The organism is Pseudoxanthomonas mexicana, assembly GCF_001556105.1.
In the GTDB taxonomy this organism is placed as follows: Bacteria; Pseudomonadota; Gammaproteobacteria; order Xanthomonadales; family Xanthomonadaceae; genus Pseudoxanthomonas_A; species Pseudoxanthomonas_A mexicana_A.
In genome coordinates this window covers 30,315-56,195 of sequence record NZ_LSIF01000068.1, presented here as the reverse complement: position 1 = coordinate 56,195, position 25,881 = coordinate 30,315, and the positions used below count along the sequence as shown (strand labels likewise).

General features: G+C 67.0%; 24 protein-coding genes. 8 read left to right on the top strand and 16 right to left on the bottom strand.

What is annotated here, in order from left to right; genetic code table 11:
• The first annotated feature begins 48 nt into the window (after window positions 1-48).
• From AX730_RS12730 to AX730_RS12705, 6 genes are all read left to right on the top strand, one after another.
• A complete protein-coding gene (locus AX730_RS12730) occupies window positions 49-771 on the top strand; it encodes an ABC transporter ATP-binding protein (RefSeq protein WP_062357085.1) in 723 nt (240 codons plus the stop codon).
• 10 nt (window positions 772-781) lie between these two features.
• Window positions 782-2,092, top strand: coding sequence for an ABC transporter permease (locus AX730_RS12725; protein ID WP_062357083.1), 1,311 nt, complete (start codon window positions 782-784; stop codon window positions 2,090-2,092).
• A gap of 23 nt (window positions 2,093-2,115) precedes the next feature.
• Window positions 2,116-3,339 (top strand): ABC transporter permease, encoded by a 1,224-nt coding sequence (locus tag AX730_RS12720; protein ID WP_062357080.1) that lies wholly within the window; start codon window positions 2,116-2,118, stop codon window positions 3,337-3,339.
• Between the two features lie 63 nt (window positions 3,340-3,402).
• On the top strand, window positions 3,403-4,614 hold the full coding sequence (locus AX730_RS12715; protein WP_062357077.1) for an ABC transporter permease: 1,212 nt from the start codon (window positions 3,403-3,405) through the stop codon (window positions 4,612-4,614).
• Window positions 4,615-4,617: 3 nt separating this feature from the next.
• Window positions 4,618-5,955, top strand: coding sequence for a sigma-54-dependent transcriptional regulator (locus tag AX730_RS12710; protein WP_062357074.1), 1,338 nt, complete (start codon window positions 4,618-4,620; stop codon window positions 5,953-5,955).
• The gene (locus AX730_RS12705) at window positions 5,952-7,283 is read left to right on the top strand and encodes a sensor histidine kinase (protein ID WP_062357072.1); all 1,332 of its coding nucleotides are present in this window, start codon (window positions 5,952-5,954) and stop codon (window positions 7,281-7,283) included. The genes AX730_RS12710 and AX730_RS12705 overlap by 4 nt, the downstream gene beginning before the upstream one ends.
• Window positions 7,284-7,349: 66 nt before the next feature.
• On the opposite strand, the gene glmU is transcribed toward AX730_RS12705, so the two are convergent.
• The gene (gene glmU, locus AX730_RS12700) at window positions 7,350-8,717 is read right to left on the bottom strand and encodes a bifunctional UDP-N-acetylglucosamine diphosphorylase/glucosamine-1-phosphate N-acetyltransferase GlmU (RefSeq protein WP_062357069.1); all 1,368 of its coding nucleotides are present in this window, start codon (window positions 8,715-8,717) and stop codon (window positions 7,350-7,352) included.
• A 119-nt stretch (window positions 8,718-8,836) separates the two neighbouring features.
• Here glmU and AX730_RS12695 point away from each other — a divergent pair, with 119 nt between their 5' ends.
• Window positions 8,837-9,241 carry a GtrA family protein gene (locus AX730_RS12695; RefSeq protein ID WP_062357068.1) on the top strand — a complete coding sequence of 135 codons (405 nt, stop codon included), beginning with the start codon at window positions 8,837-8,839 and terminating at the stop codon, window positions 9,239-9,241.
• 60 nt (window positions 9,242-9,301) lie between these two features.
• Here the strand turns inward: AX730_RS12695 and AX730_RS12690 are convergent, their stop codons facing one another.
• From AX730_RS12690 to AX730_RS12650, 9 genes are all read right to left on the bottom strand, one after another.
• Window positions 9,302-9,724, bottom strand: a complete 423-nt coding sequence (locus tag AX730_RS12690; protein ID WP_062357065.1) for a F0F1 ATP synthase subunit epsilon — start codon at window positions 9,722-9,724, stop codon at window positions 9,302-9,304.
• Window positions 9,725-9,804: 80 nt separating this feature from the next.
• Window positions 9,805-11,211, bottom strand: a complete 1,407-nt coding sequence (gene atpD / locus AX730_RS12685; protein ID WP_062357062.1) for a F0F1 ATP synthase subunit beta — start codon at window positions 11,209-11,211, stop codon at window positions 9,805-9,807.
• A 39-nt stretch (window positions 11,212-11,250) separates the two neighbouring features.
• Entirely contained in the window at window positions 11,251-12,114 is an 864-nt protein-coding gene (gene atpG / locus AX730_RS12680) for a F0F1 ATP synthase subunit gamma (protein WP_062357058.1), read from the bottom strand.
• 83 nt (window positions 12,115-12,197) lie between these two features.
• Window positions 12,198-13,745, bottom strand: a complete 1,548-nt coding sequence (atpA, locus tag AX730_RS12675) for a F0F1 ATP synthase subunit alpha (protein ID WP_062357055.1) — start codon at window positions 13,743-13,745, stop codon at window positions 12,198-12,200.
• Between the two features lie 46 nt (window positions 13,746-13,791).
• Window positions 13,792-14,319 carry a F0F1 ATP synthase subunit delta gene (locus AX730_RS12670; protein WP_062357053.1) on the bottom strand — a complete coding sequence of 176 codons (528 nt, stop codon included), beginning with the start codon at window positions 14,317-14,319 and terminating at the stop codon, window positions 13,792-13,794.
• Window positions 14,320-14,336: 17 nt separating this feature from the next.
• A complete protein-coding gene (locus tag AX730_RS12665) occupies window positions 14,337-14,807 on the bottom strand; it encodes a F0F1 ATP synthase subunit B (protein ID WP_062357049.1) in 471 nt (156 codons plus the stop codon).
• A gap of 105 nt (window positions 14,808-14,912) precedes the next feature.
• On the bottom strand, window positions 14,913-15,212 hold the full coding sequence (gene atpE / locus AX730_RS12660; RefSeq protein WP_055939490.1) for a F0F1 ATP synthase subunit C: 300 nt from the start codon (window positions 15,210-15,212) through the stop codon (window positions 14,913-14,915).
• Window positions 15,213-15,277: 65 nt separating this feature from the next.
• Complete coding sequence (gene atpB, locus AX730_RS12655; RefSeq protein ID WP_062357046.1) at window positions 15,278-16,075, bottom strand: F0F1 ATP synthase subunit A; 798 nt, start codon at window positions 16,073-16,075, stop codon at window positions 15,278-15,280.
• A 28-nt stretch (window positions 16,076-16,103) separates the two neighbouring features.
• Window positions 16,104-16,442: a hypothetical protein gene (locus AX730_RS12650; protein WP_407071492.1), complete on the bottom strand. Its 339-nt coding sequence runs from the start codon at window positions 16,440-16,442 to the stop codon at window positions 16,104-16,106.
• 502 nt (window positions 16,443-16,944) lie between these two features.
• Here AX730_RS12650 and AX730_RS12645 point away from each other — a divergent pair.
• Window positions 16,945-17,148, top strand: a complete 204-nt coding sequence (locus tag AX730_RS12645; RefSeq protein WP_062357119.1) for a DUF2061 domain-containing protein — start codon at window positions 16,945-16,947, stop codon at window positions 17,146-17,148.
• Window positions 17,149-17,217: 69 nt separating this feature from the next.
• On the opposite strand, the gene lpdA is transcribed toward AX730_RS12645, so the two are convergent.
• The 6 genes from lpdA to AX730_RS12615 form a co-directional block, all read right to left on the bottom strand.
• The gene (lpdA, locus tag AX730_RS12640) at window positions 17,218-19,359 is read right to left on the bottom strand and encodes a dihydrolipoyl dehydrogenase (protein ID WP_083537887.1); all 2,142 of its coding nucleotides are present in this window, start codon (window positions 19,357-19,359) and stop codon (window positions 17,218-17,220) included.
• 13 nt (window positions 19,360-19,372) lie between these two features.
• Window positions 19,373-20,800: a dihydrolipoyllysine-residue acetyltransferase gene (locus tag AX730_RS12635; RefSeq protein WP_083537886.1), complete on the bottom strand. Its 1,428-nt coding sequence runs from the start codon at window positions 20,798-20,800 to the stop codon at window positions 19,373-19,375.
• A 221-nt stretch (window positions 20,801-21,021) separates the two neighbouring features.
• On the bottom strand, window positions 21,022-21,534 hold the full coding sequence (locus AX730_RS12630; protein WP_062357039.1) for a DNA-deoxyinosine glycosylase: 513 nt from the start codon (window positions 21,532-21,534) through the stop codon (window positions 21,022-21,024).
• 12 nt (window positions 21,535-21,546) lie between these two features.
• On the bottom strand, window positions 21,547-22,002 hold the full coding sequence (locus AX730_RS12625; protein ID WP_062357037.1) for a DMT family transporter: 456 nt from the start codon (window positions 22,000-22,002) through the stop codon (window positions 21,547-21,549).
• A gap of 70 nt (window positions 22,003-22,072) precedes the next feature.
• Window positions 22,073-23,314, bottom strand: a complete 1,242-nt coding sequence (locus AX730_RS12620) for an MFS transporter (protein ID WP_062357034.1) — start codon at window positions 23,312-23,314, stop codon at window positions 22,073-22,075.
• A gap of 141 nt (window positions 23,315-23,455) precedes the next feature.
• Entirely contained in the window at window positions 23,456-25,858 is a 2,403-nt protein-coding gene (locus AX730_RS12615; RefSeq protein ID WP_062357032.1) for a TonB-dependent receptor, read from the bottom strand.
• Window positions 25,859-25,881 lie beyond the last annotated feature (23 nt).

The window sequence follows — 25,881 nt, the reverse complement described above, 5'->3', positions numbered from 1 at the left end:
CCTCCCCGCCTTTCCATTCCACGCCAGCACCCGAAGAAGGAACCCGCCATGCTTGAGATGCGCCAAGTCGCCAAGGTCTACCGCACCGAACAGGTGGAAACGCATGCGCTGCGTTCGCTCGACCTGCATGTCCGCGAGGGCGAGTTCGTCGCCGTCACCGGTCCGTCGGGTTCGGGCAAGACCACGTTCCTCAACATCGCCGGCCTGCTGGAGACCTTCACCGGCGGCCAGTTCCTGCTCGATGGCCAGGACGTCAGCCATCTCGGCGACGACGCGCGCTCGCGCCTGCGCAACCAGAAGATCGGCTTCATCTTCCAGGGCTTCAACCTGATTCCCGACCTGAACCTGTTCGACAACGTCGACGTCCCGCTGCGCTACCGCGGCATGCCGGCGGCCGAACGCAAGCAGCGCATCGAGGATGCGCTGGCGCGCGTCGGCCTGGGTTCGCGCATGAAGCACTTCCCTGCCGAACTGTCGGGTGGCCAGCAGCAGCGCACCGCGATTGCGCGCGCACTCGCCGGCAGTCCGCGCCTGCTGCTGGCGGACGAACCGACCGGCAACCTGGACTCGCAGATGGCTCGCGGCGTGATGGAGCTGATGGAGGAAATCAATCGCCAGGGCACGACCATCATCATGGTCACGCACGACCCCGAACTGGCGGCGCGCGCGCAGCGCAACGTGCATATCGTGGACGGCATGGCCACCGACCTGTCGGTGGAGCCCGCGCTGATCCGCGCGGCGCATGCCGCCGAAGCCAACGCCTCCGCGTAAGGAGCCCGCCATGTTCGGCTACTACTTCTCCCTCGCGCTGCGCAGCTTCAAGCGCAACAAGGCGCTGACCTTCCTGATGGTATTGGCCATCGCGCTCGGCATCGGCGCCAGCATGACCACGCTGACCGTGTTCTACGTGCTGTCCGGCGATCCGATCCCGCAGAAGAGCGACAAGCTTTTCTATCCGCGCATCGACCCGCGCTCGGCGAACGGCTTCACGCCCGGCGAAGAGCCGGAAGACCAGTTCACCCGCTACGACGCCGAGCGGTTGCTGCGCGACAAGAAGGGCGACCGCCAGGCGCTGATGAGCGGCGGCGCGTCGTCGGTCGAATCCGAGGACGGCAAGATCGAGCCGTTCCGTGTCGATGCGCGCTACACCACCGCGGACTTCTTCCCGATGTTCGACGTGCCGTTCCGCTACGGCAACGGCTGGTCGGCGGCGGATGACGAATCGCGTGCGCGTGTCGCCGTCATTTCGAAGGCACTCAACGACAAGCTGTTCGGCGGCGCCAACAGCGTGGGTCGCGACCTCAAGGCCTCCGGCGCCACGTTCCGCATCATCGGCGTACTGGAGGAGTGGCGCCCCGCGCCGAAGTTCTACGACATGACGCAGGACCGTTTCACCGAAGTGGAGCAACTGTTCGTGCCGTTCTGGACCGCCCTCAACGTGAAGATGGGTACCCAGGGCAACATGAACTGCTGGGGCGACTCCAGTGGTGAAGAAGAAGGGTCGCGCGGACCGAATGCGCCGTGCTCCTGGCTGCAGTACTGGGTCGAGCTGGGCACGCCGGCGAAAGTCGAGGCGTACAAGCAGTACCTTGCGAACTATTCCGATCAGCAGCGCGCGGCGGGCCGCTTCGAGCGACCCAACAACGTCGACCTGCACAACGTGATGCAGTGGCTCGACAAGCAGGGCGCGGTGCCCGGCGACGTGCGCCTGCAGGTGTGGCTGGCGTTCGGCTTCCTCGCCGTCTGCCTGCTCAACACGGTGGGCCTGCTGCTGGCGAAGTTCCTCGGACGCTCCTCGCAGATCGGCGTGCGGCGCGCACTGGGCGCCACGCGAAAGGCGATCTTCGCGCAGTGCCTGGTCGAAGCCGGCACGGTCGGCCTGGTCGGCGGCGTGCTGGGCCTGCTGTTGGCCTGGCTGGGCCTGCTGGCGGTGCGCCAGCAACCGGCGGGATACGCCGACCTGGCCCACATGGACCTGAAGATGCTGCTGGCCACCTTCGCGCTGGCGATCGTCGCCAGCCTGCTCGCCGGGATGCTGCCCGCCTGGCGTGCGATGCAGGTGACGCCCGCCATCCAGCTCAAGAGCCAGTGACCCATCCATCCAAGAGGCACGTCATGGACATCCGCCCCATTCTTTCCACCCTGGCCCGCCACAAGACGGCCGCCGCACTGATCGTGCTGGAAGTGGCGCTGTCGTGCGCCATCATCTGCAACGCGGTCTTCCTGATCACGCAGCGGCTCGAGCGCATCGACCGCCCGACCGGCATGGCCAACGAGGAGATCGTGCGCATCAGCATGGGCAACCTCGGCGAGAACCCCGATGCCGACGCGTTGGTGAAGCAAGACGTCGCCAGCCTGCGCGCGCTGCCGGGCGTCCAGGCCGCCGGCAGCATCAACCACGTGCCGTTCGACAACTCGTCGTGGAATACCTCGATCCAGCTGGTGCCGGACCAGGAGCGCCCCACCGCGCAGGCGAACGTCTACCTGGGCGATGCGGTGATCGACACGCTGGGCCTGCGGTTGGCCGAAGGTCGCGACTTCACGCCGGACGAGTACTCCAACTGGACGGAGATGAACAAGCAGAACGCGAAGGTCATGATGCCGTCCGTGATCATCAGCCGGGAACTGGCAAACAAGCTGTTCCCGGGTGAGAGCGCGATCGGCAAGAACATCATCTCCTGGAACGCCGACAACGTGCCGCACCGCGTGGTCGGCGTGGTCGAGCGCCTGATCCGCACCAACGACAACGGCGGCCCCGCGGAAGCCGGCTACACGATGATCCTGCCGGCGAAGGACATCACCATGGGTACGTTCGTGCTGCGCACCTCACCGGACCGTCGTGATGAAGTGCAGAAGGCGGCGATCGCCACGCTGGAGAAGAACAGCGCGCGCCGGCTGATCCTGCGCGAAGGCACGTTCTCCCAGATCATGAGCGACTACTACCGCGGCGACCGTGCGATGGCCTGGCTGCTGCTGACCGTCATCGTCTCGCTGCTGGTCGTCACCGCGTTGGGCATCGTCGGCCTGGCCAGCTTCTGGGTGCAGCAGCGCACCAAGCAGATCGGCATCCGCCGGGCGTTGGGTGCGACGAAGGGTCAGATCCTGCGCTACTTCCAGACCGAGAACTTCCTGCTGGCGACCATCGGCATCGTCATCGGCATGATCCTGGCGTACGGCATCAACCAGTTGCTGATGGGCAAGTACGAACTGCCGCGCCTGCCGCTGCTGTACCTGCCGGTCGGCGCCGTGCTGCTGTGGCTGCTCGGCCAGGTCGCCGTATACGGACCGGCGCGCAAGGCCGCGTCGGTGCCGCCGGCCGTGGCGACGCGCACCGCCTGACCGTTCTCCGCCCGTCCGCCACCGTGCACGCCCTCTGGCGTGCGCGGTCCATCGGAGAGGCCGATGCCGTCTTCCCCGTTCCTGCTGCTGGGCCGGCCGCGCGCGGGCACCTGGCTGCTCGCGCTGCAACTGGCGATCGGCGTGGTGCTGTGCCTGCACGCGTGGCAGGCCATGGAGGCATCGCAGGCGAGGCGCAGCAGCCCCAGCGGCATCAACGAGAAGAACCTGCTACTCGTGCCGTGGCTGCAGACGAAGCCCGGCACCCACGTCGATACCGCCGACGTCCTGCGGGTGCTGCGCGCCGTCCCCGGCGTGCAGGCGGCGACCACAACCAACCAGGCGCCCTACGGCAACAGCGCGTGGAGCGTCCACGTGTGGGCGGACGAGGCTCCCGCATCGCGCCCTCTGGTCTCGACGTATCTGGCCGACGAGAGTTTTCTCGCCACGTTCGGCATCACGCTCTCACGCGGTCGTGCATTCGCGACAACGGACTACCAGGACTACACGGGTGACCAGCAGCGCCTGCATGCGGACCCGGCGCCCGTCATCCTCTCGGCCGCGCTTGCCGGGCGCCTGTACGGTGCCACCGATCCGCTGGGTAGGACCTTGCAGATGTTGCCGGGCAAACGGCTGCACGTCATCGGCGTGATCGACCGGATGCCCCTGCCCGCCAGCGCGCACCGCCGCGACGGCACCGTCCTCGTGCTGCCGGTCCGCATGACGCGCGCCGATGAGGCCCACTTCCTCGTCCGCTACACGGGCAACGCCGACATCGTATCGGCACGCATGCACGCCGCCCTGAAAGGCGCGTATGCCGACGCCGTCGTCCCGGCACCGCAGGCCATTTCCAGCTTGCGCGAGCGCGCCTCAAAGGATGTCCAGCAGCGCGCCCGCGCATCGCTGGCGGTATCCGTCGCATGGTGGCTGCTGACCCTGGGCATGCTGATGCTGGGCGGCCACCGCTGGATCCAGGAACACACCCAGGAGTTCAGCCTGCGTCGTGCCTTCGGCGCGACCACCCTGCAGCTGGCCCGCCGGCTGCGCTGCGAATACCTGCTCCTCGCCGCCATCGCGTCGGCCCTCGGCGCAGGTGCAGCCTGGCCGCTGCCACGGCTGCTGCCAACGTGGAGTCCGTCCGCACCGTCGGCGGCATCGCTCGCGGCCATCGCCTTGTGGACCATCGTGGCCGTGCAGTCCGCCGCCGCGTGGCCTGTCCGACTGACGCGACGCATCCCTCCGCATCTCGTCAGCCGCAGCCCTTCGGTTAGGCTATAGCGCATGTCCACCATCCTCGTCATCGACGACAACCTGGCCGTCAGCACGGCCCTGAACGTGCTGTTCTCGCTGCACGACATCGACACGCTGCATGCCGAGTCGCCCGACGCCGGCCTCGCGCTGCTGCGCGAGCAGCACGTCGACCTGGTCATCCAGGACATGAACTTCACCCAGGACACCACGTCGGGTGCGGAGGGCGAGCAGCTCTTCGCCGACATCCGCGCGCAGTGGCCGGACATGCCGGTGATCCTGCTGACCGCGTGGACGCATCTCGAGGTCGCGGTGAACCTGGTGAAGGCGGGTGCCGCCGACTACGTCGCAAAACCGTGGGACGACCGCAAGCTGCTCGCCACGGTCAACACATTGCTCGAACTCGCCGAGGCGCGCAGCGAACTGGAACGTCGCCGCAGCCGCGAGCGTCGTGGCCGCGACCAGCTCTCCAGCAAGTACGACCTGCGCAACCTGGTGTTCGAGGATCCCGCGAGCGAACGCGTGGTCGCGCTCGCCTGCCAGGTCGCGCGTTCGGACCTGCCGGTGCTGATCACCGGCCCGAATGGCGCGGGCAAGGAAAAGATCGCCGAGATCATCCAGGCCAACTCCAGCGTCCGATCCGGCGCGTTCGTCACGCTCAACTGCGGCGCGCTGCCGTCGGAGCTGATCGAAGCGGAACTGTTCGGTGCCGACGCCGGCGCGTACACCGGCGCCAACAAGGCACGCGAAGGCAAGTTCGAGGCCGCCGATGGCGGCACGCTGTTCCTGGACGAGATCGGCAACCTGCCGCTGACCGGACAGATGAAGCTGCTGCGCGTGCTGGAGACGGGACGCTTCGAGCGCCTCGGCTCCAACCGCGAGCGGCACGTGACGGTGCGCGTGATCAGCGCGACCAACGCCGACCTGCCCGCGATGATCCGCGATGGCAGCTTCCGCGAAGACCTCTACTACCGCCTCAACGCGATCGAACTCGCGCTGCCGCCGCTGGCCGAGCGTCCCGGCGACATCCTGCCGCTGGCCGAGCGTTTCCGCCCGGCCGACAAGCCGCTGGCCGAAAGCGCGCGCGCCGCGCTGCTGCGCCACGCCTGGCCAGGCAACGTGCGCGAACTGCGCAACGTCATCCAGCGGGCCGGCCTGCTGGCGATGGGCGAACGCATCGAAGCCGCCGACCTCAACCTGCCGCGTCCCGCACCGGTGCGCAGCGCGGTCATCGCGGAGCCGGAACGTGCCGACATCGAAACCGCCATCGCGCGCGCCGGTGGCGTCATCGCGCAGGCTGCCGCCGACCTCGGCATGAGCCGTCAGGCGCTGTACCGGCGCATGGAACGGTTCGGCATCAAGGCACCATGATCCGTCGTTCGCTTGCCGGCCGCGTGCTGTCCTGGCTGCTGCCGCTGCTGGCGCTGGCCGTGGTGCTGCCAGTGCTGCTGTCGCACTGGATCGGCAGCGATGTCGTCGCCGTGCTGGTTTCCGCCATCGTGGTCCTGCCGCTGGCGATGTGGGCGATCCGCCGCGGTCTGCGCAGCACGTACTCGCTGTTCCGCGCGTTGGCCGGCAGCGTCAACAGCTATCGCGACGGCGAATACAACTTCGGCATCCATTGGCGCGGCAACGACGAACTCGCGGAACTGGTGCAGGCTCATGCCTCATTGGGCGACGTGCTGCGGGAACAGCGCCTGAGCCTGGTCGAACGCGAGTTGCTGCTCGACACCATGGTGCAGAACACCCCCGTCGCCATGCTGCTGGTCGCGCCCGGCGGCGATGGCGTCCGCCGGGTGATCTTCGCCAACGTGGCCGCGCGCAAGCTGCTGCACAGCGGCTGGAAACTGGAAGGCCAGGACTACGAGGCGCTGATCGAATCCGCCCCGGTCGAGATGCGCGAAGCGCTCGCACGCGGTGGCGACAGCCTGTTCGCCATCGGCAGCGAAGAGGAAGATGGCGAAGAGCAGGTGTACCACCTTGCGCGTCGCAGCTTCCGCCTCAACGGGCGTCCGCATGAGTTGCTGCTGCTGCGACTGCTGACCAGCGAACTCCGCCGGCAGGAAGTGATGACGTGGAAGAAGGTCATCCGCGTCATCAGCCACGAACTCAACAACTCGCTGGCACCGGTGGCCTCGCTCGCGCATTCGGGCGCGGAGCTGGTGCGTCGTGGACGCCATGAGCGACTGGAAGAGGTCTTCGGCACCATCGAGGACCGCGCGCGCCACCTGGAAGGTTTCATCCGCGGTTACGCCCGCTTCGCCAAGCTGCCGTCGCCGCAACTGCAGACGGTGCACTGGCGCGCCTTCTTCGAAGGCCTGCAACGGCAGATCGGCTTCGAGCTGGTGATGGCGGAAACCGAGATCGATGGCCGCATCGACATCCCGCAGCTGGAGCAGGCGCTGCTCAATCTGTTGAAGAACGCACACGAGTCCGGCACAACGCCCGATGGCGTGTCGGTGCGACTGAACCGCCTGCCCGGCTGGCTGCGCATCGAGGTGATGGACCGTGGCACCGGCATGAACGATGCGGTGTTGCAGAACGCGCTGGTGCCGTTCTATTCCACCAAGCGCAACGGCACCGGCCTGGGCCTGGCGCTGACCCGCGAAATCATCGAGGCCCACGGCGGCCGGCTGTCGTTGCACAACCGCGAGGGCGGCGGGCTGTGCGTGTCGATCCAGCTGCCCGAGACCACGTAGGGCGGGCCTTGGCCCGCCGCCGTCGATCTGATCCGGCAAGCGTGGCGGGCCAAGGCCCGCCCTACCTCACTTCGGCTGCTTCACCGGCCGCTGCCAGCCTTCGATGCTGACCTGACGCGCGCGCGCGACGGTGAGCGTATCGGCCGGCGCATGCTTCGAGATCACCGAGCCTGCGCCGATCGTCGCGCCATCGGCCAGCGTCACCGGCGCGACCAGCGACGAGTTGGAGCCGACGAACACGCGGTCGCCGATCGTCGTCACGAACTTGTTCACACCGTCATAGTTGCAGGTGATGGTGCCGGCGCCGATGTTGGTGCCGCTACCGATCACGGTGTCGCCGAGGTAGGTCAGGTGATTGGCCTTGCTGCCGACGCCGATGCGCGCGTTCTTGGTCTCGACGAAGTTGCCGACGTGCACGCCGTCGGCCAGCTGCGTGCCGGGGCGCAGGCGCGCATAAGGACCGATCAGAGCGGCACCATCGCTGACGACGCCTTCGAGATCGCAATGCGCACGCACCTGCGTACCGGCACCCAGTTTCACGTCCTTGAGGCGGCAGAACGGGCCGATGACCACGCCGTCGCCCAGCTCGACCTTGCCTTCCAGCACCACGTCGACATCGATCTGCACATCGCGACCGACGGTCACCGTGCCACGCTGGTCGAAACGCGCGGGATCGATCAGGCGCGCGCCCTGTGTACACAGCGCGCGCGCGGCACGCAGCTGGTAGGCACGCTCAAGCTGCGACAGCTGCCAGGGGTCGTTGGCGCCTTCCGCTTCGATCGGCTCGCCGACCAGCACCATTTCCGCCGGGGTGAATTCTTCCGCCGCCATCGCGAACACGTCGGTGAGGTAGTACTCGCCCTGTGCGTTCACGTTGGACAGGCGCGCCAGCCAGCCCTTCAGCGCGCTGCCGTCGGCGGCGATGATCCCGGTGTTGATGGTGCGGATGCGGCGCTGTTCCTCGTCCGCGTCCTTGTGTTCGACGATCGCCGCCACGCGACCCGCTTCGTCGCGCACGATGCGTCCGTAACCTGAGGGATCGACCGGCTCGGCGACCAGGACGGCCAGACGACCCGGCGCGTCCAGCAGCCGCTGCAGCGTTTCGCTGCGGGTCAGCGGCACGTCGCCGTACAGCACCAGCACGCGCGCACCGTCGGGAATCTCCGGCGTCGCCTGAGCCACCGCATGGCCGGTGCCCAGTTGCTGCGCCTGGTGCGCCCAGTGCAGGTCGCCCTGGTCGGCGAACGCCGCCTGCACCTGGTCGCCACCGTGCCCGTAGACGACGTGCACGCCGGCCGGCGACAGCGCACGCGCCGCATCGATCACGTGCCCCAGCATCGGCCTTCCGGCGATGGGCTGCAGCACCTTGGGCAGCGCGGACTTCATGCGCTTGCCTTCGCCGGCGGCGAGGATGACGACGTGGAGTGGCTTCATGCGGATTCCCTGATGAATTCGATGGCGCGAGGACGTTGCATGGTAGCAACTCCCCTCTGGAACGCAGATCGCGGCGGGAGCGTGCCACGCGGCGCAGTGGCCACGAGTAACATGCACGCATGACGCACCCCGCCCCTCGCCACACGCTGTTCCGCCAGGGCGGCCACTATGTCGTGGTCGGCCTGCTGCAACTGCTGCTGGACTGGCTGCTGTTCGTGGCGCTGACTGCGCTTGGAGTGGCCGTGGCACCCGCCAACCTCGCCGGCCGCATCGGTGGGGCGCTGCTCGGCTTCTGGTTGAACGGGCGGGTGACGTTTGCGCAGGCGGGCAACGCGCGACTGGGCTGGTGGCGGTTCGCCAAGTTCCTGCTGGTCTGGATCCCCTTGACCGTCGTCAGCACGCTGGCCGTGACTTGGGTCGCCGGGACGCTGGGGCTTGCGCATGCCTGGCTGGCCAAGCCGCTGGTGGAAGGTGCGCTCGCGGTGGTCGCGTTCTTCCTGTGGCGGCACGTGGTCTATCGCTGACCCCGGAAACGAAAACGCCGGCACGAGGCCGGCGTTCCGATGAAGCGAAGGCGATGGACCTCAGTGCTTGAGGTTCTTGCGCAGGCGCTCCAGCGCGCTGAGCTGGGCGATGCTCATGGCCAGTTGGGCCTGGGCTTCTTCCACGCTCATCTTCGGGTCCTGCTTGGACAGGATGCGCTCGGCTTCTTCCTTGGCCTTGCGGACCGAGGCTTCGTCGATGTCCTGCGCGCGGATCGCGGTGTCGGCCAGCACGGTGACGACCTGCGGCTGCACTTCCAGGATGCCGCCGGAAATGGCGAAGTCCAGCTGCTCGCCACTGGCGAGCGTCACCACCACCTTGCCCGGCTTGAGGCGGGTGATCAGCGGCGCGTGCTTCGGCGCGATGCCGAGTTCGCCCAGTTCGCCGGTGGCGACGACCAGGGTGGCTTCACCGTGGAAGATCTCCTGCTCGGCACTGACGATGTCGCAACGGATGGTGCTCATGGAACTCTCTTTGCCGTGTAGGGCGGGCCTGGGCCCGCCACGGATTGCCGCGAAGGCAGGCCGAAGCCCGCCTCACGCGCTTACGCCTTCTCGGCGAGCTTCTTGGCCTTCTCGACCGCTTCTTCGATGCCGCCGACCATGTAGAACGCCTGCTCCGGCAGGTGGTCGTATTCGCCGTCGACGATCGCCTTGAAGCCGCGGATCGTGTCCTTCAGCGAGACGTACTTGCCCGGCGAGCCGGTGAACACTTCCGCCACGTGGAACGGCTGGCTGAAGAAGCGCTCGATCTTGCGGGCGCGCGACACGGCCTGCTTGTCTTCTTCGGACAGCTCGTCCATGCCGAGGATGGCGATGATGTCCTTCAGTTCCTTGTACTTCTGCAGCGTCGACTGCACGCGGCGCGCGGTGTCGTAGTGCTCGTGGCCGATGACGTTCGGGTCCAGCTGGCGGCTGGTCGAGTCGAGCGGGTCCACGGCCGGGTAGATACCCAGCGAGGCGATGTTACGGGACAGCACGACGGTCGCGTCCAGGTGGGCGAACGTGGTGGCCGGCGACGGGTCGGTCAGGTCGTCCGCGGGCACGTACACGGCCTGGATCGAGGTGATCGAACCGGTCTTGGTGGAGGTGATGCGCTCCTGCAGCACGCCCATTTCCTCGGCCAGCGTCGGCTGGTAACCCACGGCCGACGGCATGCGGCCGAGCAGCGCCGACACTTCGGTACCGGCCAGCGTGTAGCGGTAGATGTTGTCGACGAACAGCAGCACGTCCTTGCCCTTGCCGGACGCGTCCTTCTCGTCGCGGAAGTATTCGGCCATGGTCAGGCCGGTCAGCGCGACGCGCAGGCGGTTGCCCGGCGGCTCGTTCATCTGGCCGTACACCATCGCGACCTTGTCGAGGACATTGGAGTCCTTCATCTCGTGGTAGAAGTCGTTGCCCTCGCGGGTACGCTCGCCCACGCCGGCGAACACGGACAGACCCGAGTGCGCCTTGGCGATGTTGTTGATCAGTTCCATCATGTTGACGGTCTTGCCGACGCCGGCGCCGCCGAACAGGCCGACCTTGCCGCCCTTGGCGAACGGGCACATCAGGTCGATGACCTTGATGCCGGTTTCCAGCAGGTCGTTGGCCGAGGACTGGTCCTCGTACGACGGGGCCGCGCGGTGGATTTCCCAATGATCGGAGGCCTGCACCGGGCCGGCTTCGTCGATCGGGTTGCCCAGCACGTCCATGATGCGGCCCAGCGTGCCCGCGCCGACCGGCACCGAGATGGCCTTGTCGGTGTTCACGGCGACCAGGTTGCGCTTCAGGCCGTCGGTGGAACCGAGGGCGATGGTGCGCACGACGCCGTCGCCGAGCTGCTGCTGCACTTCGAGCGTGATGGCGGTGTTCTCCACCTTCAGCGCGTCGTACACCTTCGGCACTTCGTTGCGCGCGAATTCGACGTCAACCACCGCGCCGATGATCTGAACGATCTTGCCCTGACTCATTGCTGCATTCCTCTAGATGAATTCTTGTGACGAAGCGCGTCAGACTGCCGCCGCGCCGCCGACGATTTCGGAGATTTCCTGGGTGATCGCCGCCTGGCGGGCCTTGTTGTAGACCAGCTGCAGGGTACCGATGAGCTTGTTGGCGTTGTCGCTGGCGGCCTTCATGGCCACCATGCGCGCCGCGTGTTCGGACGCGATGTTCTCCAGCACGGCCTGGTACACCAGCGACTCGATGTAGCGCGTGATCACGTGGTCGAGCACGGTCTCGGCATCGGGTTCGTAGATGTAGTCCCAGTCGTGGTGCGCGACCTGCGTCTCCGCCGCCGGCAGCGGCAGCAGCTGGTCGAACGCGGCGCGCTGGGTCATCGTGTTGACGAAGTCGTTGTAGACGACGAACACGCGGTCCAGCTTGCCTTCGGTGTAGGCGTCCAGCATCACCTTGATCACGCCGATCAGCTGGTCGAGCTTGGGCGCATCGCCCAGGTGCGACACGCTGGCCAGCATGTTGACCTTGACCCGGCGGAAGTACACCGAGGCCTTCTGGCCGATGGTGACCACGTCGACCTCGACGCCCTTCTCGTTCCACTGGCGGATCTCGCCCAGCATCTTGCGGAACAGGTTGTTGTTCAGGCCGCCGGCCAAGCCGCGGTCGGACGACACGATGATGAAGCCGACGCGCTTGACGTCCTTGCGCTCCACCATGAAGGGGTGCTGGTAGTCGGTGTTGGCCTGGGCCAGGTGGCCGATCACCTGCTTCATCGCGCGCGCGTACGGGCGCGAGGTCTTCATGCGCTCCTGCGCCTTGCGGATCTTGGAGGCAGAGACCATCTCGAGCGCGCGCGTCACCTTGCGGGTGTTCTGCACGCTCTTGATCTTGGTTTTGATTTCGCGTCCGCCTGCCATCTTTCGCTCGCTTGTTTCGTCTTCGTCGGGCGAGCCGGGGCTCGCCTGCCTACGAACGGTGGGCCGGGGCCCACCCTACGGGTTTACCAGGTACCGGTCTGCTTGAACTCGGCGATGCCCTTCTTGAAGGTGCCTTCGATCTCGTCGTTCCAGTTGCCGGTGGTGTTGATCGTGTCGACCAGCGCACCCTGGGTGTTGGTGAAGTGCGCGTGCAGCGCCTCTTCGAACGCCAGCACCTTGTTGACCGGCACATCGTCCAGGTAGCCCTCGTTGACGGCGTAGATGGACAGCGCCTGCAGCGCGATCGACATCGGCGCGTACTGCTTCTGCTTCATCAGCTCGGTGACGCGCTGGCCGCGCTCGAGCTGCTTGCGGGTGGCTTCGTCCAGGTCCGAGGCGAACTGCGCGAACGCCGCCAGCTCACGGTACTGGGCGAGCGAGATACGGATGCCGCCCGACAGCTTCTTGATGATCTTGGTCTGGGCGGCGCCACCGACGCGCGACACCGAGATACCGGCGTTCACGGCCGGGCGGATGCCGGCGTTGAACAGGTCGGTCTCCAGGAAGATCTGGCCGTCGGTGATCGAGATCACGTTGGTCGGCACGAACGCGGACACGTCGCCGGCCTGCGTTTCGATGATCGGCAGCGCCGTCAGCGAACCGGTCTTGCCGGTGACCTTGCCTTCGGTGAACTTCTCCACGTACTCCTCGGACACGCGCGCGGCGCGCTCGAGCAGGCGGGAGTGCAGGTAGAACACGTCGCCCGGGTAGGCTTCGCGGCCCGGCGGACGCTTCAGCAGCAGCGAGATCTGGCGGTAGGCCACGGCCTGCTTGGACAGGTCGTCGTACACGATCAGGGCGTCCTGGCCGCGGTCCATGAAGTACTCGCCCATGGTGCAGCCGGAGTAGGCGCTGATGTACTGCATCGCGGCCGACTCGGAGGCAGTGGCGGCGACGACCACGGTGTGGGCCAGCGCGCCGTTCTCTTCCAGCTTGCGCACGATGTTGGCGACGGTCGAGGCCTTCTGGCCGATCGCCACGTACACGCACTTGATGCCCGTGCCCTTCTGGTTGATCACGGCGTCGATGGCCAGCGCGGTCTTGCCGGTCTGGCGGTCGCCGATGATCAGCTCGCGCTGGCCGCGGCCGATCGGGATCATGGCGTCGACGGTCTTGTAACCGGTCTGCACCGGCTGGTCGACCGACTTGCGCCAGATCACGCCCGGGGCCACGCGCTCCACCGGCGCGGTCAGCGAGGTGCCCAGCGGGCCCTTGCCGTCGATCGGCTCACCCAGCGCGTTGACCACGCGGCCGAGCATTTCCGGACCGACCGGCACTTCCAGGATGCGGCCGGTGGTCTTGGCCACGTCGCCTTCGCGCAGATGCTCGTAGTCGCCCAGGACCACGGCGCCCACCGAATCGCGCTCCAGGTTCAGCGCCAGCGCGTAGGTGCTGTTGGGCAGCTCGATCATTTCGCCCTGCATGACGTCGGCCAGGCCGAAGATGCGCACGATGCCGTCGGACACCGAGGTGACCGTGCCTTCGTTGCGCGACTCCGCGGCCAGCTTGACCTTCTCGATGCGGGTCTTGATCAGGTCGCTGATTTCAGAGGGGTTGAGCGTGGTAGCCATGGGTAAGTCCTGTGTGCCGGCTTGCGCGCGGCGGTTCAATGGGAATTCAGTGCGTCAACGCGGACTGCAGGCGCGCCAGCTTGCCTTTCAGCGAGCCGTCGATCACCACGCTGCCGGCATCGATCACGGCGCCGCCGATCAGCGATGCGTCGACCGCCGTCTCGACCTCGACCTCGCGGCCGAAGCGCTTCTTCAGCGCAACCTTGATCTGGTCGAGCTCGGCAGCCGGCAACGCCGTCGCCGAGGTGACCTTGGCCTTGACGATGCGCTCGGCCTCGGCCCGCAGCTCCTCGAACAGGCCGGCGATCTCCGGCAGCTGCGCCAGGCGGCGCGCGTCGGCGAGCACGGCGAGGAAGCGCGAGAACGACTCGCCCGCACCTTCCGGTGCCAGCAGCGCGGCGGCTTCGGCAGGCGACAGGCGCGGGTTGGGCAGCAGCGCGGCCACGCGCGGATCCGCCGCGGCGTGCGCGGCGAAACCCAGCGCCTGCGACCAGGCAGCGAGGGTGCCTTCGCCCTGCGCGGTCGCGAAAGCGGCGCGGGCGTAGGGACGGGCGACGGTAAGGGCCTGGCTCATCGATCAGATCGTCCGGATCAGATTTCGGCGGCGAGTTCGTCGAGCAGCGCCTTGTGGGCGTTGGCGTCGATCTCGCGCTTCAACAGCTTCTCGGCACCACTGACGGCCAGCGCGGACACCTGCTTGCGCAGGTCTTCGCGGGCACGCGTGGCGGCGGCGTCGATCTCGGCTTCGGCCAGCGCCTTCTGGCGGTTGGCTTCGGCGATCGCTTCGTTCTTGGCCGCATCGACGATCTGGTTGGCGCGCGCGTGGGCCTGGTCGATGATCTCGTTGGCCTTGACGCGGGCTTCTTTCAACGCCTCGTTGACCTTTTCCTGGGCCTGCGCCAGATCCTTCTGGCTGCGGTCGGCCGCGGCGAGACCTTCAGCGATCTTCTGCTGGCGTTCTTCGATGGCAGCCAGCAGCGGCGGCCAGATTTTGGTCGCAATGATCCAGATCAGGCCAGCGAAGGCCAGCGCCTGGGCGAATAGAGTGAGATTGATATTCATCGTAAACCTGCCGGTGATGAAGGGCCCGCGCACATCGCGCCGGCCCAGCTACGCCTGGTGACTGACCGCGGGCCGAGGCCCGTGGTCAGGCGTGCACGCGACGGATCAGCCCGCCAGCTTGGCCAGCTGTTCGGTGAAGATCGTGATGAACGGGCTGGCGAAGGCGAACAGCAGGCCGACGGCGACCGAGATGATGAACGCGGCGTCGATCAGGCCGGCGGTGATGAACATGCGCACCTGCAGGACCGGGATCAGTTCCGGCTGGCGGGCAGCCGATTCCAGGAACTTGCCGGCCATGATGGCCAGACCCAGACCCGCGCCCAGCGCGGCCAGGCCGATCATGATGCCGATGGCGAGGGCGGTCGAAGCCTGGACCTGGGCGAGGTTGGTGAGGATGCTTTCCATGGTGATCTCCGGAACTTAAGTGCTTGAAAGGTGGATGGTAAAAAGCGAAACGGTGAAGCGGAAACTCAGTGACTGTCTTCCGACAGGCTCAGGTAAACGATCGACAGCATCATGAAGATGAAGGCCTGCAGCGGGATGACGAGCAGGTGGAACAACATCCAGCCGAGGCCGAACGCCGCGCCGCCGAGCATGCCGACGATGCCCGCGCCGCCCAGCACCCAGATCAGCAGGAAGACGATCTCGCCGCCGAACATGTTGCCGAACAGTCGCATCGCCAACGAAATGGGCTTGCTGACCCATTCGACGATGTTGAGGATCAGGTTGAACGGCATCATCCACTTGCCGAACGGCGCCGTCAGGAATTCGTGCGCGAAACCGCCCAGGCCCTTCGACCGGAAGGCGAAGACCAGCATCAGGAAGAACACACTGATCGACATGCCAAGGGTGGCGTTGACGTCGGCGGTCGGAACCGGCTTCCAGTAGTGCACGCCCATCAGTTCGAGCGGCTTGGCGATGAAGTCTGCCGGGATCATCTTCAGCAGGTTCATCATCAGGATCCAGAAGAAGATGGTGATCGCGATGGGCGTCACCAGCTTGCTGGTCCCGTGGTAGGTGTCGCGGGCCTGCTTGTCGACGAACTCGAGCATGATCTCGACGAAGGCCTGCCACTTGCCCGGCACGCCGGCGGTCGCCTTGCGCGTGGCCAGCCAGAACGCGAACACGATGACCAGGCCCATCAACACGGCGGTCACGAAGGTGTCGACGTTGATCGTCCAGAACGGACCGTCACCGCCCACCTGGGCCGTGAGGTTCTTCAGGTGGTGCTGGATGTAGCTGGTGGGAGTGAGAGCTTCGCCCGCCATGAGTCGGAAACCTTTCGTCTAGATTGGGTTATCGCTGCTTGCCGGTCGCGACCAGCACCTGTGCCACCAGTCCGGTGATCACGCCTGCCAGCAACGGCAGCGGGGGCAGCTTGTATAGCCCCGCGCCCATTACCAGGACGCCGATCACCACGACCCACTTCACCACCATCCCCGCGACCAGCCTCAGCACCGCCGAGACGGCCCCGAGTACGCCGCCGCCGAAGGCCATCCAGGCCGCCAGCAGCGCGCCGGTCACGATCGCCAACCCGCCGACCGCCGCCGCGACCGCCTGGGGCACACCCCGGAGCAGGAACAGCAGCGCGACCAGCAGTACCGCCCCCGTCTGCCAGACAGCGGCGCGCAACACTAGACGCCGGCCCGTAGCGACGGAGTTCAGCACACGAAAGCCCTACGGAATTGGCGGGTAAGAGGCAGTAATGCGCCTCGCCGAGCCGCAAAAGTATAGCAGCGGGACAATTTCCGGGACAACCGCCAAAGGTCGAAAGCCGGTTCCGGAGCACGTGGCAGGCGACAGGCCTTGTGGCTGCTGGATGTAACCGTTTCCCCTATTCAGAATTTTCCCCGGAATTCTCCGGAACTTTGATGGACACTGCCTGTCAGTCGTTGCAAGGCCTGCTGCTCAACTTCCTCGTCCGATGCTCCGCCACAGGCCTCCCAGAAGCCCCGGCTGCCCCCGGGGCTTCTTCTTTTCTGCAGCCTCGACCTATCGGCGTGACCACGAAAACAGCAGGAAAGGGAGCCACGGCCTGTTCTCCATAGTCTTTGGCTATTAAAAGACATCGAAGGATGGATTGGACGCCGTCGGCCTGACTGCCCACGATGAAACCCTTTCCCATCCGGAGTCGGTCATGAACAAGACCTTGAGCTTCGCCATCCTGCATTTTGCGGTGGCCTTCACCCTGGGCTACCTGTTCACCGGCAGCCTGCTGGTCGGCGGCATGCTCGCGCTGATCGAGCCGGCGACCAATACGGTGGTATTCCACTTCCACGAGAAGGTGTGGAAGCGGATCGAGGCGCGGCGGGCCGCGAGGGCGATGCCCCTGTCCGCCTGACCCGGATCGCGCTCACGAAAAAGGCCACGCGGATGCGTGGCCTTTCCGTTTCCACCGTCCCGCCGACGCTTACTTCTTCTTCGGGATGTACAGGTCGGTGATGGTGCCTTCGTAGACTTCCGCCGCCATCGCCACCGATTCGCTCAGCGTCGGATGCGGATGGATGGTCGCGCCGATATCGCCGGCTTCCGCGCCCATCTCGATCGCCAGCGCGAGTTCGCTGATCAGGTCGCCGGCGTGCACGCCGACGATGCCGGCACCAATGATGCGGTGGGTGTGCTCGTCGAAGATCAGCTTGGTCGAGCCTTCGCCGCGGCCGATGCCGACCGCGCGCGCGGACGCGACCCACGGGAACTTGCCCACGCCGACCTTCAGGCCCTTGGCCTTGGCTTCGGTCTCGGTCACGCCGACCCAGGCGATCTCCGGATCGGTGTAGGCCACCGACGGAATCACCCGCGCCACCCACTCCTTCTTCTCGCCGGCGGCCACTTCCGCGGCCAGCTTGCCTTCGTGCGTGGCCTTGTGCGCCAGCATCGGCTGGCCGACCAGGTCGCCGATGGCGAAGATGTGCGGCACGTTGGTGCGCATCTGCGCATCGACCGGGATGAAGCCGCGGTCGGTGACCGTGACACCGGCCTTGTCGGCATCGAGCTTGCCGCCGTTCGGCGATCGGCCCACGGCGACCAGCACGCGGTCGAACGTGCCCGATTCCAGCTCCGGCGTCTGGCCTTCGGTCGCGCTCTCGAAACCGACGGTGATGCCCTTTTTCGACGCCTCGACCTTGGCGGCCTTGGTCTTCAGGTGCACGGCCACGCCCTGCTTCTTCAGACGATCGGCCAGCGGCTTCACCAGGTCCTTGTCGGCGCCCGGCATCAGCTGGTCCATGAACTCGACCACGGTGACCTCCGCGCCCAGCGCGCGGTACACGGTCGCCATTTCCAGGCCGATGATGCCGCCGCCGACGACGAGCAACTTCTTCGGCACTTCGGCCAACTGCAGTGCGTCGGTGGAATCCATCACGCGCGGGTCGTCCCACGGGAAGTTCGGCAGCTTCACCGCCTGCGAACCGGCGGCGATGATGCACTGCTCGAAGCGCAGCAGCTGCGTCTTGCCGTCGCTGCCGGCGCCCGCTTCTGTTGAGATCAGCAGCTCATTCGGCGAAACGAACTTCGCCACGCCGGTCACCGTGCGCACCTTGCGCTGCTTGGCCATGCCGGCCAGGCCCTTGGTGAACTGGCCGACCACCTTGTCCTGCTTGAAGCCGCGCAGCTTGTCGAGGTCGATCTTCGGCTTGCCGAAGCTGATGCCGATGTCGTCGGAGTGCGAGGCTTCCTCGATCAGCGCCGCCGCATGCAGCAGCGCCTTCGACGGAATGCAGCCGACGTTGAGGCAGACGCCGCCGAGGGTTTCGTAGCGCTCGATCAGCACGGTGTCGAGGCCGAGATCGGCGGCGCGGAACGCGGCCGTGTAACCGCCCGGACCCGAACCGATCACGACGATGCGGCATTCGATGTCGGCCGTCTTGCCGGTGCCCAGTGCCGGCTTCGGCGCGGAGGTGGCGGGCGCCGCAGGCGCGGCTGGCGATGCTGCGACCGGTGCAGGCTTCGCGGCGGGTGCGGCCGCAGCGCCCTCGCCTTCCAGGATCGCGACCAGGCTGCCTTCGGCGAGCGAGTCGCCCAGCTTGACCTTGATCTCCTTCACCACGCCGGCGGCGGGCGACGGCACTTCCATCGTCGCCTTGTCCGATTCCAGCGTGACCAGGCCCTGGTCCTTCTTCACCGTGTCGCCGACCGCGACCAGGATCTCGATGACCGGCACGCCATCGTAGTCGCCGATGTCGGGGACTTTGGCCTCGATCAGGCCACCGCCACCGGAGGCAGCGGGTGCCGCGGCCGGCGCGGCGGCGACGGGTGCAGGCGCAGTGGCCGGTGCCGCAGGCGCAGCCGGTGCGGGGGCTGACGCGGCAGCGCCTTCGGCTTCCAGCACCGCGACCACGCTGCCTTCGGACAGCGCATCGCCCAGCTTGACCTTGAGTTCCTTCACCACGCCGGCGGCCGACGAGGGCACTTCCAGCGTGGCCTTGTCCGATTCCAGCGTCACCAGGCCCTGGTCCTTCTTCACCGTGTCGCCGACGGCGACGAGGATCTCGATGACCGGCACATCGCTGTAATCGCCGATGTCGGGGACTTTGACTTCAATCGTGTTCGCCATGGTCTCGGTCTCCTTACAGCAGCACGCGGCGCATGTCGCCGAGCAACTGGGCGAGATAGGCGGTGAAGCGCGCGGCGGCGGCGCCGTCGATCACGCGGTGGTCGTAGCTCAGCGACAGCGGCAGCATCAGGCGCGGCTGGAACTGCTTGCCGTCCCACACCGGCTGGATCGACGACTTCGACACGCCGAGGATCGCCACTTCCGGTGCGTTGACGATGGGCGTGAACGCCACGCCGCCGATACCGCCCAGCGAGGAGATCGAGAAGCAGCCGCCCGACATCTCGGCCGGGCCGAGCTTGCCGTCGCGCGCCTTCTTGGCCAGTTCGCCGCTTTCCTGCGCGATCTCGTTGACGCCCTTCTTGTCGACGTCGCGGATCACCGGCACGACCAGGCCGTTCGGCGTGTCCGCGGCGAAGCCGACGTGGAAATACTTCTTCAGCGTGAGGTTCTCGCCGCTCGCGTCGAGCGAGGCGTTGAAGTCGGGGAACTTCTTCAGCGCCGAGACGCTGGCCTTCATCAGGAAGGCGAGCATGGTCAGCTTGATGCCGGCCTTCTCGTTCTCCTTGTTCAGCGCCACGCGCAGCGCTTCCAGGTCGGTGATGTCGGCGTGGTCGTGCTGGGTGACGTGCGGGATCATCGCCCAGTTGCGCGCCAGGTTGGCGCCGGAAATCTTCTTGATCCGCGACAGCGTGACGACTTCGGTTTCGCCGAACTTGCTGAAGTCGACCTTCGGCCACGGCAGCAGGTTGAGGCCACCACCGGCCGGGGCCGGTGCGCCCGCGGCAGCAGGCGCCGATACGCCACCCGCCAGCGCGCCCTTGACGTACTTCTGCACGTCTTCCTTGCTGATGCGGCCACCGCGCTCGCTGCCGCTGACCTGGTTGAGGTCGACGCCGAGCTCGCGGGCGAACAGGCGCACCGCGGGGCTGGCGTAGGCGACCTTCTCGGGCAGCACGCGATCAGCGTTGAATTCCACCGGCGGCGTGCGCGGCGGCGAGGCTTCCGGGTCGATGCCCGGCTTGTCGTCCAGCACGCGCGACGCAGGAGGTGCCACGGCCGGTGCGGCACGCTCCTGCGCGATCTCGCGCTGGGCGATCTTGTCCGGCGTCGGCGCCACGGCGACCGGCTCGACCTTGGCGCCGGTCTCGGCGGCCGGCGTCGGGGCCGGCGCAGCGGCGGGCTTGGCCTCGGCGGCGCCTTCGCTGCTCTCGATCAGCGCCACGACGGCGCCTTCGGCGATCTCGTCGCCCAGCTTGACCTTGATCTCCTTCACCACGCCGGCAAACGGCGACGGCACCTCCATCGTCGCCTTGTCCGATTCCAGCGTGACGAGGCCCTGGTCCTTCTTCACCGTATCGCCGACCGCGACGAGGATCTCGATCACCGGTACGCCGTCGTAGTCACCGATATCGGGGACTTTGGCTTCCTTGATGTCGGACATGGCGTTACTCCGGTGCGGGCGTGAAGAGGGGAACCCCTATTGTGTCCGCAGCGGCGCGATGCGCCAACCATTCCTTCGGGTTAATTGATGTCCCCGGCGGGACAATGCATGCCGGCGCGACCGGAACCCGCGCGATTCGGCCGCACAACACTGCGCAGTGGTATCCCTTTGGTCGGCGGCAATGCGCCATGCGACGCGCCCGACGATACGGCGCCGCATTGTCAGCGTGGCCGCGACAGGAACGGCGCGATCACCGACCATGCGTCCCGCAATGCGGATGCATTCATCGCCGCATGCGCCGGGCTGGTGGACGGCAGCGCGAACACCTCCAGTGCGCGCGCCGGCGGCAAGCTCGGCTGCAGATGGCGGCGGAACGCATCCGCCGCTTTTCCGCCATTGAGGGCGATCGCCACGATGCCAGGCTGTGCCAGCAGTAGAGCGCCGACGGGATTGGCGACTTCGCTGCTTCGCACGATGGCGGTATCGAGACTGCCGCGACGCTCGCACTGGCCGATCACGTCCCACAGCCCCACGCCGGCAGCATGCAGGCCGCGTAGCCGGTCCTCATAGGCGAGGCCGGCCGCGAAGCCGCACAGCGACGCCATCACCGGCCAGAAGCGATTGCGCGGGTGCGCGTAGTAACGCGCCGCCTGCAGCGAGGCGCCGCCGGGCATCGAACCGAGCACCAGCACGCGACACCCCGCATCCACGCTGGGCGGCAGTCCGGTCAGCATCGTGCCCAAGGATCAGCCGCCTACGGGCTGCCAGGGCTTCACCACCAGCAGCGCGCCCGCCACCACCATCAGCAGGCCGACCACACGCAGCGCATCCACTGGCTGCCTCGCATGCAGCACGCCGAAATGGTCCAGCACCACCGAGCCGACCAGCTGCCCCGCCACCACCAGGCAGATCAGCGAGGCGGCGCCCAGCCGCGGCACCAGCACGGTGGCGGAAGCGACGAACACCGCGCCGACCACGCCACCGGTCCATGCCCACCACGGCACTTTCGCCAGCGCAGCCGGGACGAACACCGGTCGCGTCAACACCCACCAGGCCAGCAGCACCAGCGTGCCGACGGTGAACGAAGCGAGCGAAGCAAACACCGGGCCGAAGGTCTGCTTGCCGAGTGAAGCATTGATCAATGCCTGCAACGGCAACAGCATGCCGATGAAGAGGGCCAGGGCGACGCCAGTCGCGTTCATGCGTTTTCTCGTCAAGATCGGGAGGTGCACGATACGCCAGCCCCCTCACCGACACGTCAACGCAGAGGCTTCACGCAGGCCGGGGCTCGTGTTGCCGTTTCGACACCGCGCGGCGCAGCAGCGCCATCGACACCAGCAGCATCGCCATCGGCGCCAGCAGCAGGTAGAACGCGCGCGCGCCGTCGAAGTGCGCGAACAGCTGCCCGGTCACGTACGAACCCGTCGTGCCGCCCAGGGCGGAGAACACCACGATCAGCCCGGTCATCGCCGCATGTCGTGCCTTCGGCAGCGCGCTGAGCACCACCGAGTTGATCGCCGGGTAGATCGGCGCCATCAGCAGCCCGATCATCGGAAACACATACGCCGCCGCCGGCGCGTTCCACCAGGTCATGCCATCGCGCGCCTGCACGTTCGCCGCCAACGGCAGCGCCAGCAACACCAGCACCGCCATCGCCACCACGCAGGCGGACAGCAGCCAAAACCAGGGAATCCGTCGCAGCAGCACGCCCCCGCCCAGCCGCCCCAGCGCCAGCGAACCGGCGAAGATACTGGCTGCCTGCACGCTGAGCGTGGTGGGCAGGTGCAGGATTTCGCGATTGAACGTCGGCAGCCAGGTATTGATGGCCTGCTCCATCAGCACGTACAGGAACGCCGACACCAGGAACACCGCCACCAGCGGCAATGCCAGCAGGCGGAACATGTCGATGAAGGATTCGCCCGCCGCATGGCCATCCTGCGCCGCGCGCTCGTCCAGCGTGCAGGTCGCCAGCAGCACGAGCACGGCGATGCACATCGCCGCCAGCACCCAATAGACGTCCAGCCACACGGGATCGCCTGGCGCATCGGCATTGATGAAGGCCGCGAACAGCCACGCGCTGCCGAGGATGCCGACCATGAACCAGCCTTCCACTGTGCTGGTCAGCGCGGCATGCGCCTTCGCGTCCTCGGTCAGCAGGCCGATGCTGGAGTAGACCGACACCTTCACCAGCGCGAACGCCACGCCCACCGTGGCGAACAGCAGCTTGGTCGCCCAGAACGCCTGCAGCAGCGGCATCGCCGCGCAGGCGGCGGCGACCAGCAGCAGGCCGAGCATCATCGCGCGGCGATAGCCAAGCCGCGGCAGGAACGAGGCGACCAGGAACGAGGTGATCGCGATCGGCAGGTCCTTGAAGGCTTCCAGCAGGCTGGCGTCGGCCTTGCTGATGCCGAAGCCCTGGATGGACTGCAGGATCACCGTACCCACGGAGTTCAGCAGCATGGCGAAGATCATGTACGTCAGGATCATCGCCAGGATCATGCGGGTGCGCGTCATGAGCGGTTCCGGTCGGCTCGCGGGAGATGGCGGCACCGTCGTGCGACGCCTCCATCCATTTCGGAAAGAGTATCCGCCACCGCACCGGGAGAGACGGCACGACGGCGGACGACGGCCCACGCAAGCGTGGGCCGCGGTGCATCACCAGCGGTAGGCGACGGATGCCTGGTAGGACGTGCCTTGCAGCGGCCGCCCCATGAACGCGCCGCCGCTGGTCGCGTTGCCCAGCACGCGCGCGTTGCCTTCGGTCAGTGCGATTTCATCGGTGACGTTGCGGCCGGAGAAGGTGAACTCCCAGTGGTCGCCCACGTGCGCGCTGGCGCCGATGTCCCAGGTGTCGTAGGACGGCAGCACCTGCCCGTTGGCGGGATCGGAGTAGCGGTCGCCCACGTAGGTATAGGTGGCGAACGCCTTCAGGTCGCCCCACGGCAACGACCAGTAGTAGCCGGGCGTCAACCGTGTGCGGAACTTCGGCTGCCGCACCACCTGGTTGCCGTCGTAGGTGGCGAAGTCGCCGTACCTGGCGCGCAACCAGGTCGCGTTCCACGCCAGCTCGAAGCCGCCCGCAGGTCGCCACGCGCCCTCGAACTCCAGGCCGCGCGCCTTCGAGTCGCCGATGATGACGACGTTGTTGCCGTTGTTGTCGAAGGCCTGGTAACGCAGGCCGGTGAAATCGTTGAAGAACGCGGTCAGGTACATCTCGTACGTCGCGCCACCGGCCTTCATGCCCAGCTCGTACTGGTCGATCTCGGTCTTGTTGTTGGCGCCGTCGCGCAGGTTGTCGAACTGCGGGAAGGTGAAGCCCGAGTTGACCCGGCCGAACAGGCTGACATTGCCGTTGAGCGTGTAGTTCAGGCCCGCGGTCCACGACACGTCGCTGTCGTTCTGGTCGATGCTGCGCGGGGTGGTGGAGACCGAGGTGCTGTTGTCGTACAGCGTGTTCGGATTGCCATCCAGATCCCGCGTCACCGGATCCCACACGGTGCCGTTCACGTCCTGCCGTTCGTAACGCACGCCCGCATCCAGGCGGATGCGCTCGTTGACCGTCCATTCGTCGGCGATGAAGAAGGCGGTGTTCTGGCCGTCGTAGTCGCCGCGGATGTTGTAGAACGCGGTGCCGACGAACCCGTCGCGCGTGGCGACCTGGCCATTGGACAGCGCCAGGTTTACCCGGCGCGCGTTGTCCTGCGCCGTCAGCAGCATGTTGTTGCCCAGCCACCAGCGGTCCTTGGACGAGTAGTCCGCGTAGTACACGCCGAAGGTCAGGGCGTTGCTGTCGGTCAGGTCTACGCTGAAGCGCAGGTCGTTGGTGAACGAGCTGATCTCCTTCTCCACTACCCAGAAGCCCGCGGTCAGCACCTGCTGGCTGGGGTCCACCGCGCCGCCGCCATTGACGAAGGTGCCCGTGCCGGTCACGCCCGCGCCGTAGGTATCGGTGATGTACGACGACAGCGTCTGCGGGTTGGCGCCGGTGAACAGCGCCGTGGTCGGCGCATCGCCCTTGATGTAGTTGAACTTGTCGCTGATCGTCCAGTTGCCGACGGACCAGTCCAGCGACCCGCCGAACACGTTGATATCCACGCCGCGACCATCGGCCAGGTCGCGCGTCATCGTCTGGTTGCCCACGCCGGTCGGCAGCGTCACCCGGCGGAAGTCGTCGCCGACCAGCGTGCCGGTGGTGGCGTCCAGGCCCGGGAAGCTGGAAATGTCCTTGCCGTTGTTGCGCGACACCAGCGGCACGGCGGTGTAGAACGTGTTCTTGTCGTTGGTGCGGCGGGCATAGAGGTTGAACTCGCCTTCCGCCCAGCGCTTGGTCAGCGTGGCGCTCAGCTGGCCGCCCTTCTCCACCGGGAAGCCGGTCTGGCGTACGCCATCGGTCTCGCGGTAGAAGCCGCCCACGCTGTAGTACCAGCCGCTGTCGGCGCTGAGCGGGCCACCGCTGTAGAAATCGACGCGGCGCAGGCTGTCGGTGCCCAGCGTCATGCGCACCAGGCCTTCCGGCGTGTCTTCGCCCTTCTTCTGGATGAAGTTGACGGTGACGCCTGGCTGGCCGTTGGAGTAGATGGGGCTGGGGCCGCCGCGCAAGCCTTCGACGCGCGCGATGGTGTCGTCGATGCGGAACAGCGTGGTGTTCTCGAGGAACGACAGCGTCGGCGGCGGGAAGATCGGCGAGCCGTCGAGCTGCAGGGTGAAGAACGGCGCATCGCCTTCGGAGGGCATGCCGCGCACGAAGACGTTGGCGCCGGTACCGCCGCCGCTGGCCTCGGCCCACACGCCCGGGACGATCTTCAGCAGGTCGGCGGTGCTGGTGGGCGCGGTTTCCTGGATCTGCTCCGGCGTGGCCGTGCTGATCGAGAAGCTGGCGTCGCGCTTGCGCAGGCCCTTGAACTTGGCGGTACCGCTGACGACGACGGCGTCCAGCGTGGTCGCGTCGTCCTTCGCCGCCGCGGGAGCGGCGTCCTGGGCAGCGGCCAGCGTCGGCGCGAGCGCCAGCGCGATGGCGGCCGACAGGGCGTAGCGCATCGGGTGCTTGCTGTGTTTCATGGTCTCTCCCTCCACGTAATGCG